Origin of the sequence: Rhizobium giardinii bv. giardinii H152 (genome assembly GCF_000379605.1) — a bacterium.
In the GTDB taxonomy this organism is placed as follows: domain Bacteria; phylum Pseudomonadota; class Alphaproteobacteria; order Rhizobiales; family Rhizobiaceae; genus Pararhizobium; species Pararhizobium giardinii.
Genome location: NZ_KB902724.1, coordinates 264,543 through 277,881 on the forward strand (window position 1 = coordinate 264,543; position 13,339 = coordinate 277,881).

A 13,339-nucleotide genomic window follows, 5' to 3' on the forward strand; every position below is an offset into this window, starting at 1 on the left:
TTTCGGCGGTACTCAATCGATTTATGGGTCGGGGAGCCCCCCGCTACGCGCATAGCGCATGGCTGCTCTGCAAAATTCTGCCTACTATTTGAGCGGAAACCGTGTATAGTCAAATCATCGAAGCGATGCACCTCCTCCCGCAAAGCTTCGATTGTAAGTGTCCTTACTCCTCCTCCCAGAGGGCACTTGCGGAATGGCGACACTCCTCCTCCCAGTCGCCGTTCGGTTCTTTTTGAAAGCCTGCCGCACCTCCTCCCGCGGCAGGCTTTTTCGTTTCTGGGTCTTCGCGCATTCCCTTCCAGCCGCCACCCACGAAGCGCCGAGGCGCGGGTCCGTGCACCAGGGACGTAGGCCACGCGGCGGCTCAAAACCGCGGACCGGGATTTCGTTTCCACTTCTTGTGAATTTGGCTCAGCCCCTCGCGGTGACTGCCGCGAATGTTTCCTCAAGCACCGCAAGCAAATGGTCGGCATCTCGCCGCGAGAAGATCATGGGCGGCCGCATCTTCAGCACGTTGTCGTGCGGCCCCTCCGTGCCGATCAGCACGCCACGCTGTCGCGCGCCGTTGGAGACGGCACGGGCGAAGTCCGTGGCGGGCGCCTTGTTCTTTCGATCCTCTACCAGTTCGATACCGAGGAATAGCCCCATGCCGCGGACGTCGCCGATCGCTTCGAAGCGTTCCTGCATCGCCCGGAAGCCGGCCATCAGGTAGTTGCCGACCTCGAGCGCGTTGCGGCGCAGGTCGTCGCCTTCGATGACATCGAGAACCGCAAGGCCGACGGCGCAGGACACCGGGTTGCCGCCGAACGTGTTGAAATATTCCATGCCGTTGTTGAAACTGTCGGCGATGTCGCGCGTCGTGACGACGGCTGCCAGCGGATGTCCGTCGCCGATTGGCTTGCCCATGGTGACGATGTCGGGCACGACCCCTTGCGTCTCGAAGGCCCACCAACGGCTGCCGACCCGGCCAAAACCGACCTGCACTTCGTCGGCGATGCAGACGCCGCCCGCCTCGCGCACCATGCGGTAGACTTGCTGTAGGTATCCGTCGGGCAGGAACACCTGGCCGGCGATGCTCGGAATGGATTCAGCCATGAAGAAGGCTGGCGCTTCTCCCTTTGCCCGCATCATCGCGATCAGCTCGCCAACGCTCTCGGCGAAACGCGTGCCGTGTTCCTCGACCGGCCAATCGGCCGGCGCATGATAGCTATCGGGAACCGGCGCGACATGGACATGCGGCTTCTGACCCTTGCCGCCCCTGCGCTGGAACTTGTAGGGACTGATATCGATCAGTTCCTGCGTCGTGCCGTGGTAGGCCCAGTCGAGCACGATCGCGTTCTCGCGGCCGGTATGGGCGCGCATCAGGCGTAGCGCCAGGCTGTTTGCCTCCGAACCGCTATTGACGAAGCCGGCAACCGACAACTTGCCCGGCATCGTCGCCGTCAGCCGCTCGGCATAGGCAACGATGTTGTCATGCAGATAGCGGGTATTGGTATTGAGCGTCGCGGCCTGCTTTGCCATGGCCTCGACCACAGCCGGATGTGCATGGCCGATGTGGCAGACATTGTTGAAGCAGTCGAGATAAGCCCGGCCGCGATCGTCTATCAGCCAGACGCCTTCGCCGCGCACGAACTTGATCGGCTTGTCATAGGAGATCGACAGGTTCGGCAATAGCAATTCCCGGCGGCGCTTGACGATTTCTTCGAGAGATCGGCCTTTTTGTTCGTAAAACTCCGGCGCAATGCCGGCGAACGCATTGGCGTCGGGAAAAAGTTCTGCCCAGACATCGAGATAGCGCTCCTCGCCAACGCCGAGAATTTCGGCTGCGGAAAGGCTGGTGTCGGTGGAAATCTGCAGGTGCAGATGCGGCGCCCAGCCGCCGTTTTCGTTTGGAGCGCCCATTTTTCCCACCAAAGCTCCAGCTTCCAGGCGGTCACCGGATTTCAACCGGTCGAGGGCTTCGTGGGCAAGGTGCCCCCACAGCGTGACGAAGGCCGGGCAGCCCGCCGGCTCGTGGCGGAGCGCGACCAGGCAGCCGTATCCAAGCGGCTCGTTTTCGATCTCGACGCTGACGACCGTGGCGGCCATTGGCGTGTAAACCCTGGTGCCGATCGGCATGAAGAGGTCAAGACCGAGATGTCGGGTGCGGCGCCTGTTGTCGATCAGCTTGGAGACGAACATCTCGCCAGCATAGACCGTGCGCGCCTCACCCCAGGGACCGATGCCGAGATCGAAACCGTATCTGCGGCAATGGTCTTCCCAGATCGCCTGCGCCTCGTGTGGCCGCTGGCCGGCGGATTTCACCGTCATCGGATGCGTGGAGTTGCCATAGGGCACGAGATCGGCCGGATAGGTCGCCGCCGGTCTGTCGAGCAGCGGCTGCAGGGTCTTGCGGTGTGCCTTGATCCAAGCCGTGACTGCGCGTGCTCCGGGCGCGGCCTCGAAACCGCAGGCATGACGCAGGATCGCGGTCGCAAAACGCGGGTTCATCGCGTCGAGCTTGCGCAGCAGCGCCCATGCCGGCTTCTCGCTGATCGCGAGATAGGGATTTCCGTCGGTGTGGGCGCGGCGCGACGCCGAGATCGTCACCGACGTCACCAGCCGCATCGCGATCAGGTCGAAGAGCAGAGCGATTTCTTCCTCAAGCAGCGGATATTCCGCATGGAAACCACGCGCAATGGTGGCGGCGGCGCCGATCGGATCGGCGTGGTCGAGACCGGCATAGGCGGCGGCGATGGCGATCTCGGCAATCACGGGTGCATAGAGCGCATCGCCGAAATCGATCACACCGGCAATGCGGTCGTGATCGGCGTGGGCGACGAGCACGTTCCAGTCATTGGCGTCATTATGGATGACCGCCGAGCGCAGCTTGGGCAGCATTGGCACGACCTTGGTTTCGAAGCGTGCCAGAAACCGTTCGAGCAGCGCGCGGTCGTCCACATCGGCGATATGGTGGAGCCTTTCGGCCGAACGGCCAGCATTGCAGAGATTCCAGTCGAGATCACGCAGGGCGCCGGGATGCATGAACCCTTTCAGCGCCGCATCGAAACGGCCGAGCAGGCTCCCGAGCGATTCCAGCGCCGCATCACTTCGGGACGCTTGGGCAAGAGGAACGCCCGCCACCCAGCCGACGAGCCGCAGCAGGTGGCGAACGCCATGCCCGCTCGTGGTCTCTGCGAGGCTGGCTCCTGACACGGTCTTGCGGATATGCGGTACAGGAAGATCCGGCGCATGCACATCGAGATGGCCGAGAAGTTCCGTCTGGAATTCGCTCTCAACCAATGGTTCGGCGGCATTGACGATCTTCAGGATATAGATCTTGCCGTCACTGGCCGCGACCTTGAAATTCTGGTCGCGCTCGCTGTCGAGCGGCGACAGCGAGCCCTCGAGGCCGTAGTGCTCTGCCAGCAAAAGCTTTGCCTGCTCGATCGAAAAATCCGGTGTGGTCTGCAGCATGTCGTTCATGGGAAATCCCTCTTCTGTTGGTCAGAGTTTGCACGAGGGGCTGCCATATGCATCCGGCATTATGCCGGTTGTGCCGGCACAATGTTTATAATAACCGTCATCTTGTCGGCAGCAGCAATGAGCGGAAATCATGCAGGACACAGACGAGATCGACCGGGCCATCCTCAGCATCCTGTCGCGGGAGGGCCGCATTCCGATGAAATCGTTGGCCGGGCGGATCGGGCTCTCAAGAAGCACCACGACGGAGCGGGTCAGCCGGCTCGAAAAGAAGGGCATCATCCGCGGCTATCGGGCCGATATCGGCCAGCTGGACCAAGGGCAGATCCAGGCCTTTCTGCTTCTGACGCTGAAGCGCACGCCGTCGATCGGCGTGCTCGATCGCCTGGCCGGCTTCTCCGCAGTGCGGAAGGTATCGTCCGTAAGCGGCCAGCTCGATCTCGTCGTCGAGGTCGAAGTCGGGTCGATCAATGCGCTCAACGAATTGCGAAACGAAGTGGCCACACTCGACAACGTCGAAGACCTGACGACCGCAATCGTCCTTCGGCGCGACATCGAACGAAGCTGACACCGCGCTTGACTTTGCTGAGCGTGCTAACAAGATAGGCTTCAGGCAAAACGCAGGAAGACACTGCGCTTTCAAGCGGATCGCGCTGTTGCCCTGGTCATTCGGCACGTGTTCTTCCTTCAAAACAGGGCTCATTCCTCCCGATACTGTCCTTGAAAATTTTGAAAGTCTTTCGCTTTCGCCGTCGAAATGGACGTCTAGCGATCCGCATCACGAACCCGCACAATTGAAAAACCGTAAATGAGGCATCCGGCATCCCTTGGCGGGAAGCGGGAACCTGATCGGGCAGGGGCCCTGACAAGTCGTGACGATTTGAAGATCGGTAAGGCGAGGCGCTCGCCGGAGGAGAAGGCGGCGCGCCAATGACATTTGCCGGGCTGGATTGCCCGGCCAAGGGAGGAAATATGTTGGAACGGCTCTTCAAGCTGAGTGAGCACAATACGTCGGTACGCACCGAACTGGTCGCCGGCCTCACGACATTTCTCACAATGTCGTACATCATCTTCGTCAATCCCGACATCCTGTCGACGACCGGCATGGATCGGGACGCGATCTTTGTCGCCACCTGCATCGCCGCAGCACTCGGCTCGGCAGTCATGGCGCTCGTCGCCAACTGGCCGATCGGCATGGCGCCTGGCATGGGGCTCAATGCCTTCTTCGCCTTCACCGTGGTTGCCGCCCTCGGGTTCACCTGGCAGCAGGCTTTGGGGGCCGTCTTCATCTCGGGCCTGATCTTCGTCTTCCTGACGGTGACCGGCGTTCGCAGCTGGCTGATCGAAGGCATTCCGCATTCGCTGCGCAGCGCCATCGCCACCGGTATCGGCCTCTTCCTCGGCATCATCGCGCTGAAGAACGCCGGCATCGTCGTCGACAATCCGGCAACGCTGGTGGGGCTCGGCGATCTCAAGGCCACTGGCCCGCTGCTTGCCATCTTCGGATTCTTCGTCATCGCGGTGCTTGATGCGCTAAAGGTGCGCGGCGCCATCCTGATCGGCATTCTCGCGGTGACCGTACTGTCCTGGATCACTGGTGTCAGCGAATTCCGCGGCATCGTCTCGATGCCGCCGAGCATCGCCCCGACCTTCCTCCAGCTCGACATCGTCGGTGCCCTGCATGGCGGCCTGATCCATGTCATTCTCGTCTTTGTTCTCGTCGAAGTCTTCGATGCGACCGGCACGTTGATCGGCGTCGCCAAGCGCGCCAATCTCATCCAGGAAGGCAAACGGAGCCGTCTCGGCCGGGCACTTCTGGCCGACAGCACCGCCATCGTCGCCGGTTCGCTGATTGGCACGAGCAGCACCACCGCCTATGTCGAAAGCGCCTCCGGCGTCCAGGCCGGCGGGCGCACCGGCCTGACGGCGCTCGTCATCGCCATCCTGTTCCTCGCCTCGCTCTTCATCTCGCCGCTCGCCGGCTCGGTACCGACCTATGCGACGGCCCCGGCACTGCTCTACGTCGCTGGCCTGATGATGCGCGAACTAACGGAAGTCGATTGGGACGATCTGACGGAGGCCGCGCCGGCCGCGATCACAGCGCTCGCCATGCCGTTCACCTATTCGATCGCCAACGGTCTGGCTTTCGGCTTCATCAGCTACGTCGTGCTGAAAGTCTTCACCGGCAAGTGGAGCGTCATTCACCCGGCAACGCAGATCGTCGCCACACTTTTCGTCGTCCGCTTCGCCTTTTTCGCGGAGTGACTGAATGGGCGAGGCGGCGCATTCCGCCGCGCCTGCCGAGACTTCAGGAAACCTGGGCCGGGCCGCAGCCATTGCGGCCCGGTTGTCGCGACAAATCCGCGTCTTCCGCTGTGGCCAGAAGCCGCCCACATGCCACGATCCATAAGGACCGTGATGGGTGGGGAGACGGACGATAGTTCAGTGCGCGGCTTAGATGTCGGCGGCGGCGTTGTCACGCAATCACGGTCAAGGCCCGACGTTCACCTCCGTTTCCTCACTCGTATTGGAGCTGCTCGTAGGCGTCCGGCCGCCCTCCGGGAGTGAGGTCCAAGAGGGTCCACATCGGTTCGACCGTGCCGACATGTCGCGGATCCTGCCCCGGCTCCGTCGGCGAGAACAACAGCTCGGAGGCCCAGCTCAGCCTAATCACCCCGTCGAGGCCCTTGTGGAATACGGTAAGGATCGGCACCTGTTGCCCCTCCTCATCCTCGCCATGATAGTCGCGTTTGAAGCTATTTTTGGCGGCAGAAAGCAGTTTCAAATGACGCCAGCCGCGATGCGCTGCGAAGGCAGCGACCTGTTCGATCGGCGCCTTGGCGACGGCCGCGATGTTCGCTCCCAGCCCTTCTACGTGCGGTACGGCTCCCTCCCAGTTGTCGAGCAAGGCAGTGCAGGATGGACACGGTCCCGCCTCCACCAAGGCTTGCGCCATCGGCCCGCTGCTCGGTCCTGGCCGCTCGTCGCTGCGGTGCCTGGGGAACATGTAATGGTAGAGGATCAACGTATCGGTGCCGGGACGGAACAGTTCGGACAATCGCACTTTTGCGGGTGCGCCCTTTGCGTCAATGTGGTCGAATTCATAGTCCTCGGGAATGGCCCCACCGGGTGGCAGCGCTCTGATAGCCGTGGCCACTGCCTCCATTTCGCGCCGGAGTCCTACCTCGCGCTGCAATAGCTTGTTGCGAGCGGCGCGATACGCCGGACTTTCATTTGGAAAGGTCACGCCCATGGACGCCCCCATCGAAGCAAACGAGTTGGTGTTATTATAGCACAATGAGTGAGCGTTACGCCGTGGATCAATTGCCGCTTAGGGTCGAAACGCGACCTTGGAGGCATCACTGACAGGTCCGGATGTGGCGCGCAGCAGAGGCACTTACGCAAAAATTCCAAGCTCGCGAAGGTCGTCACTTCAGGTTTTAATGGAAATTCCGTCGTAAAAGTCGGCGATTTGCGAACGATTGCGACAGAAAGTATTCCGCATTTTGGTTAGGGGCCGGGTCTGGATGAACCGGCCTAAAATTGCGGGAGGGGCTATTATCAGCGGATCAGAAACGGCTGCGCGTAAAAATGCTCTTCCAGATTGACGCCGTCACCGCCGCGATCCACCACGGCGAAATCGGAGATGCCACAAAGCGGGGTCAGGATGCCGTGCCAAACATTGCGGCCGATGTTGACGCCCTGTCCAGGCGCCGTCCTGAAAGCGATCGGCTCGCCGGGACCGTCACCCGTTTCCTCGGCCACGACGACGAGGAACGGATGCTCGCTCAGTGGAATGAAGGCTTGGCTACCCAGCGGGTGGCGCTCGACCATCGTGAGTTCCAGCGGCAGCGGATAGGGCTCGCCGCGCAGCAGGCTGATCATCGGTCGCGCCTTTTCGCCGGTCGTCTCGATCCTGGCGAGATCGTGATAGCGCACGCATTTGCCAGCATTGATCGGGAAGTTCGGCGCTCCCTCGGTTTCCAGGACCTCGCCGAAGGGCGCAAAGGCCTCGCGGGTCAGCGGCCTGATCTCGATCGTTTTCATCTGCTCCTCCTTGGAAATCCGTCCAGACCGGCGCGGCCAGGGCCGCGGCTTGTGTCAGCCTGGTAGCATGTGGGTAAGGCGAAGCAGCGCGATGCGCTCCACCTGACGGCAGGCGGTATCGAATTCGGTCTGCCGGTCATTGCCGATGCGTCGTTCGAATGCAGCCAGAATGTCGTTCTTGGCGAGACCCCTGACCGCGATGATGAAGGGGAAGCCGAAGGTCTTGACGTAGCGACTGTTGAGATCGGTGAACCGAGCGCGCTCGGTATCCGTCAGCGCATTAAGACCGGCGGAAGTCTGCTCGCTGGTCGAACTTTCCGTCAGCCGTTTAGCCTGCGCCAGCTTGCCGGCGAGATCGGGGTGCGCGTTGAGCACGCCGAGCCGCTTTGCTTCGCTTGCCGTCCGGAAGACGGCCGTCAGCGCGGCGTGAAGGCCGGTTGCAGTATCGTTCGCTGGCCCGAGTTCTTCGGCGAACGCGCGCCGGGCGATCCAGTCAGAATGCTCGAAGACGCCGCCGAACCGGGCAACGAATTCGTCCGCCGTCAGGCGCGATGGGCTGTCCTTCTTGGGCTGAAAAGGATGCGCGCGTGCCCAGTGGTCGGCAATGTCGATGCGGCGGGCGATCCAGACCTTCTCGTGGCTCTTCACGTAGTCGATGAACCGGGCGAGCGCCGCGGCTCGTCCCGGACGGCCGGCAAGGCGGCAGTGCAGGCCGATGCTCATCATCTTCGGTGCTCCCGCCATGCCCTCGGCATAAAGCATGTCGAACGTGTCCTTCAGGTAGCTGAAGAACTGATCGCCGCTGTTGAAGCCCTGCACAGTAGCAAAACGCATATCGTTGGCGTCGAGCGTGTAGGGAATGACGAGCTGGTGTCGGCCCGCATGCTCGTGCCAATAGGGTAGATCATCCGCATAACTGTCGGAGACATAGGCAAAACCACCCTCCTCAGTCACGAGGTCGACGGTATTTTCAGAGCAACGGCCGGTGTACCACCCGCGCGGCCGCTCGCCGGTGACGATCTCGTGGAGCCGGATTGCCTCCGCGATCTGCCTGCGCTCTTCGTCCGGGTCCATGCCCTTGTGCTCGATCCATTTCAACCCGTGCGAGGCGATTTCCCAGCCGGCTTTCTGCATGGCATCAACCTGTGCCGGCGAACGCTTCATCGCCGACGCCACGCCATAGACGGTCACGGGAACCTGTCGCTCCGTCAGCAGCCGGTGCAGCCGCCAGAAGCCGGCGCGGGCGCCGTACTCGTAGATCGATTCCATGTTCCAATGGCGCTGCGCGGGCCAGGCCTGCACACCGACGATTTCCGACAGGAAGGCTTCCGACGCGCTGTCTCCATGCAGCACGCAATTTTCGCCGCCCTCTTCGTAGTTGACGACGAATTGCACGGCGATGCAGGCGTCATCCGGCCAGACGGCTCCCGGTGTGAATTCGCCATAGCCTTGCAGATCACGCGGATATCTCATGAAGCCACTTCTCCCAAAACAACGATTGGCCGATTTCTAGCCAGAAAACGCGCGCGCCATTCCCCCCGAAAGTTTTGAAAGTCTCGAAGGATCAGCCCGCTACCGGAGCGAAGTGGGGTGAAGGATAGTGGCCGAATGAATGCAGTCTTCGGAGGGTGAAACGTATGCAATCCCACACTGGTCGGCTGACCACCCATGTGCTCGACACGGCGCTCGGCAAACCGGCCGAAGGCCTGCTGATCGAACTCTTCCGGATTGCCGGGGAAGCCGCCGAATGGATCTGCTCGAGCCGGACCAATGCCGATGGCCGCTGCGATGCGCCGCTTCTCTCCGGCGAGCAGATGACGGCCGGTGTCTACGAACTGCGCTTCCACGCCGGCGATTATCTCGGCAACAACGTCGGTGAGGTCCCGTTCCTCGACATCATACCGATCCGCTTCGGTATTGCCGAGGCGGCCCCGCATTACCACGTGCCGCTGCTTCTCTCGCCCTACAGCTATTCCACCTATCGCGGGAGCTGAACCATGACCGTGCAGATCCGCAATTCGATCCGTTTCCTGCTCAATCACCGCCCTGTCGAGCTCTCCACCGTCTCGCCGGTGCAGACGTTGCTCGATTTTCTGAGGCTCGACCGTAGTCTGCGCGGCACCAAGGAAGGCTGTGCCGAAGGCGACTGCGGTGCATGCACCGTGCTCGTCGGGCGCCTCCTGGATGGCCGGCTGAAATATGAGAGCGTCAACGCCTGCATCCGCTTCGTCGGCTCGCTTGATGGCTGTCACGTCGTGACGGTGGATTGTCTCGCCGCGCCCGGCGGGCCGCTCCATCCCGTGCAGCAGGCAATGGTCGATACGCATGCTTCCCAGTGCGGCTTCTGCACGCCGGGCTTCGTAATGTCGCTCTATGGCCTGTGGATGGAAAATCCAAAGCCCTCGGTCGAGGAGATCGAAAAGGCGCTTCAGGGCAACTTGTGCCGCTGTACCGGCTATGCTGCCATCATCCGCGCGGCGGAGGCAATCTCGACCATCGGCGATCTCGGCCGCGATCCTCTGGTGCTGGAACGGGAGACGATCGGCCAGAAGCTGGCGGCGTTGAAGGACGACAAGCGCGTCGTCATCGGCGAAGGCGTCGAACGCTTCGTCCTGCCTGCCTCCGTTAGCGACCTTGCGGACATTTACGAGGCCGAGCCGGGGGCCCGCATCGTTGCCGGTTCGACCGATGTAGGCCTGTGGGTGACGAAGTTGATGCGCGATATTTCCCCGGTCATCCATCTCAGCCATCTCGACGAGTTTCGGCGGATCACTGTCGACGAAAGCGGCGTCACCCTCGGTGCCGGCGTGAGCTACACGGACTCCTTCCCGATTATCACCGAGCATTTTCCGCAACTCACCGAACTCTGGAACCGGATTGGCGGTCAGCAGGTTCGCAACATGGGCACCATCGGCGGCAATATCGCCAACGGTTCGCCGATCGGCGACACGCCGCCAGCGCTGATCGCGCTTGGTGCAACGGTCGTCCTGCGCAAGGGCAGGCAGAGCCGGATCGCGCAGCTTGAGCGTTTCTTTATCGAATATGGCAAGCAGGACCGCCAGCCCGGTGAATTCGTCGAAGCTGTTCGCATTCCATTCCTCGACGAGAATGCGCGCTATGCGGTCTACAAGATCACCAAGCGGCTGGACGAGGACATCTCCGCCGTTTGCGGCGCCTTCCATGTCACTTTCGATGACGACGGCAAAGTTGCGGACGCGGTCATCGCCTATGGCGGCATGGCCGGCACGCCGAAGCGGGCGGAGAAGACCGAAGCCGTTCTGAAAGGCGCCGACTGGAACGAGGCCTCCATCGAAGCCGCCATGGATGCACTAGGCTCCGATTATGCGCCGCTGACGGACTGGCGCGCCTCAGCCGACTATCGCCTGCTGGTCGCGAAGAACCTGCTGCGCCGGTTCTATCTGGAAACGGAAGGTGCTGAACCTGTGCGGCTCGATCGCAAGACCAGGCGCGCCGTGTGAGGAGATGAAGCCATGAACGTGATGCAACCCATCGATCGCATCCGCGGCGGCGTGCACGAAAAGCAACGGCACGAGTCCGGCCACAAGCATGTGACGGGAACGGCCGAATATATCGACGACATTCCGGAACCGGCAGGCACGCTGCACGCCTATCTCGGCCTGTCTGAGCGCGCCCATGCCGAGATCCTGTCGATCGATTTCGAGGCGGTGAAATCCACCCCGGGCGTCATCGGCGTCCTGACGGCGGCGGATATTCCCGGCGAGAACGACATCAGCCCGGCGCACAGGCACGACGACCCGGTCTTCGCGACGACAAAGGTCGAATTCCACGGCCAGCCGATCTTCGCCGTTATCGCCGAGACTCGCGACGCAGCCCGGCGGGCAGCGGCAAAGGTGAAGATCGAATACAAAGACCTGCCGCACGTGACCGATGTGATGGAAGCGGGGGCGGCTGACTACCCACTGGTCATCGATCCCTTGAGGCTGGAGCGTGGCGATATCGCTGTCGGCTTCGCAAAGTCGAAGAACATCGTCGAAGGCGAGATGCGCATCGGCGGCCAGGACCATTTCTATCTCGAAGGCCATATCTCCTTTGCCATTCCCGGCGAGGACGACGAGATCACACTCTATTCCTCAACCCAGCATCCGAGCGAAACCCAGCACATGGTCTGCCAGGTGCTCGGCGTCGCGTCCAATGCGGTGACCGTCAACGTGCGGCGCATGGGCGGCGCCTTCGGCGGCAAGGAAACGCAGGCAAACCTGTTTGCCGCCGTCGCCGCACTTGCGGCAAAGACATACGGTCGGGCCGTGAAAATCCGCCCCGACCGCGACGACGACATGACATCGACCGGCAAGCGTCATGACTTTCACGTCGGCTACAAGATCGGCTTCGACGACGCGGGCCGCATCGAGGCGGTCGACGCCGTCTTTTCCGCCCGCTGCGGCTTTTCGGCCGACCTTTCCGGGCCGGTGACCGACCGCGCGCTCTTCCATGCGGATAATTGCTATTTCTATCCGCATGTGCGCCTCAGGTCGCGACCGTTGAAGACCAATACGGTCTCCAACACCGCGTTCCGCGGCTTTGGTGGCCCGCAGGGCATGGTCGGCGGCGAACGCATGATCGAGGAGGTCGCCTATGCCCTTGGCAAGGACCCTCTCGCTATCCGCAAGCTGAATTTCTACGGGGGGGAAGGAAGCAATCTCACGCCCTACCACCAGACGGTCGAAGACAACATCATCGGCCGCATCATCGAGGAGTTGGAGACTTCTTCCAATTATGCCGCGCGCCGGGAGGAGGTCCTCGCCTTTAACCGCAAGAGCCGGATCATCAAGCGCGGCATCGCGCTGACGCCTGTCAAATTCGGCATCTCCTTCACCAAGACGGAGTACAACCAGGCCGGTGCGCTCGTGCATGTCTATTCGGACGGCTCGATCCATCTGAACCACGGCGGCACCGAGATGGGGCAGGGGCTCTACACCAAGGTAGCGCAGGTGGTGGCAGACGAATTCCAGGTGGATCTCGATCGTATCAAGGTGACGGCGACGACCACGGGCAAGGTGCCGAACACCTCGGCCACCGCCGCCTCGTCCGGCTCGGACCTGAACGGCATGGCCGCCGCCAACGCTGCCCAGCAGATCAAGGCGCGGCTGGTGACCTTCGCGGCCGAACGCTGGGGTGTCAGCGAGAACGATGTCGCCTTCGAGCCGAACACGATCCGCGTCGGGGCAGATCGCATGCCCTTCTCCGATTTCATCAGGATGGCTTACGGCGCGCGGATTCAACTCTCGGCAGCCGGTTTCTACAAAACACCGAAGATTCACTGGAACCGCTCCGAGGGCCGGGGACGTCCGTTCTTCTACTATGCCTACGGCGCCTCCTGCTCGGAGGTCAGCGTCGACACGCTGACCGGCGAATATCAGGTCGACCGCACAGATGTTCTTCACGATGTCGGCAAGTCGCTCAACCCGGCGCTCGACATTGGCCAGGTGGAGGGCGCCTTCGTGCAGGGCATGGGCTGGCTGACAACGGAAGAGCTCTGGTGGGACGCCAAGGGACGGCTGCGCACCCATGCGCCGTCGACCTACAAGATCCCGCTCGCCTCCGATCGACCGCGCATTTTCAACGTCAAGCTTGCAGAATGGTCGGTAAACCGCGAGGAAACGATCCGTCACTCCAAGGCGGTTGGCGAGCCACCCTTCATGCTGCCGATCTCGGTGCTCGAAGCGATCTCCATGGCGGCGGCGAGCGTTGCGGAGTATCGTATACCACCGCGCATCGATGCGCCGGCGACGCCGGAACGGGTTCTGCTCGCCGTCGAGCGCTTGCGGCGGGCCGCAAAGAACGGGTGAAT

The 13,339-nt window shown here is 62.0% G+C and carries 9 protein-coding genes; 5 read left to right on the forward strand and 4 right to left on the reverse strand.

Features of this window, described 5'->3' with window-relative positions; genetic code table 11:
- Positions 1 to 411 precede the first annotated feature (411 nt).
- Positions 412 to 3,465: an aminotransferase class III-fold pyridoxal phosphate-dependent enzyme gene (locus A3AY_RS0129815; RefSeq protein WP_018329333.1), complete on the reverse strand. Its 3,054-nt coding sequence runs from the start codon at positions 3,463 to 3,465 to the stop codon at positions 412 to 414.
- A gap of 130 nt (positions 3,466 to 3,595) precedes the next feature.
- Between A3AY_RS0129815 and A3AY_RS0129820 the strand changes: the two genes are divergently transcribed.
- The gene (locus tag A3AY_RS0129820; RefSeq protein ID WP_018329334.1) at positions 3,596 to 4,030 is read left to right on the forward strand and encodes an Lrp/AsnC family transcriptional regulator; all 435 of its coding nucleotides are present in this window, start codon (positions 3,596 to 3,598) and stop codon (positions 4,028 to 4,030) included.
- Positions 4,031 to 4,434: 404 nt separating this feature from the next.
- The gene (locus A3AY_RS0129825; RefSeq protein ID WP_026203971.1) at positions 4,435 to 5,727 is read left to right on the forward strand and encodes an NCS2 family permease; all 1,293 of its coding nucleotides are present in this window, start codon (positions 4,435 to 4,437) and stop codon (positions 5,725 to 5,727) included.
- Between the two features lie 253 nt (positions 5,728 to 5,980).
- Here the strand turns inward: A3AY_RS0129825 and A3AY_RS0129830 are convergent, their stop codons facing one another.
- The 3 genes from A3AY_RS0129830 to puuE form a co-directional block, all read right to left on the reverse strand.
- Entirely contained in the window at positions 5,981 to 6,715 is a 735-nt protein-coding gene (locus A3AY_RS0129830; RefSeq protein ID WP_026203972.1) for a DUF899 family protein, read from the reverse strand.
- Positions 6,716 to 7,023: 308 nt separating this feature from the next.
- The gene (locus A3AY_RS0129835) at positions 7,024 to 7,509 is read right to left on the reverse strand and encodes an ureidoglycolate lyase (protein ID WP_018329337.1); all 486 of its coding nucleotides are present in this window, start codon (positions 7,507 to 7,509) and stop codon (positions 7,024 to 7,026) included.
- A 54-nt stretch (positions 7,510 to 7,563) separates the two neighbouring features.
- The gene (gene puuE / locus A3AY_RS0129840) at positions 7,564 to 8,982 is read right to left on the reverse strand and encodes an allantoinase PuuE (RefSeq protein WP_018329338.1); all 1,419 of its coding nucleotides are present in this window, start codon (positions 8,980 to 8,982) and stop codon (positions 7,564 to 7,566) included.
- 155 nt (positions 8,983 to 9,137) lie between these two features.
- Here puuE and uraH point away from each other — a divergent pair, with 155 nt between their 5' ends.
- From uraH to xdhB, 3 genes are read left to right on the forward strand one after another with little or no spacing between them, the layout of a single operon-like run.
- Positions 9,138 to 9,503: a hydroxyisourate hydrolase gene (gene uraH / locus A3AY_RS0129845; protein WP_420830258.1), complete on the forward strand. Its 366-nt coding sequence runs from the start codon at positions 9,138 to 9,140 to the stop codon at positions 9,501 to 9,503.
- A 3-nt stretch (positions 9,504 to 9,506) separates the two neighbouring features.
- On the forward strand, positions 9,507 to 10,988 hold the full coding sequence (xdhA, locus tag A3AY_RS0129850; protein ID WP_018329340.1) for a xanthine dehydrogenase small subunit: 1,482 nt from the start codon (positions 9,507 to 9,509) through the stop codon (positions 10,986 to 10,988).
- Between the two features lie 12 nt (positions 10,989 to 11,000).
- Complete coding sequence (xdhB, locus tag A3AY_RS0129855) at positions 11,001 to 13,337, forward strand: xanthine dehydrogenase molybdopterin binding subunit (protein WP_018329341.1); 2,337 nt, start codon at positions 11,001 to 11,003, stop codon at positions 13,335 to 13,337.
- The last annotated feature ends 2 nt before the right edge of the window (positions 13,338 to 13,339 follow it).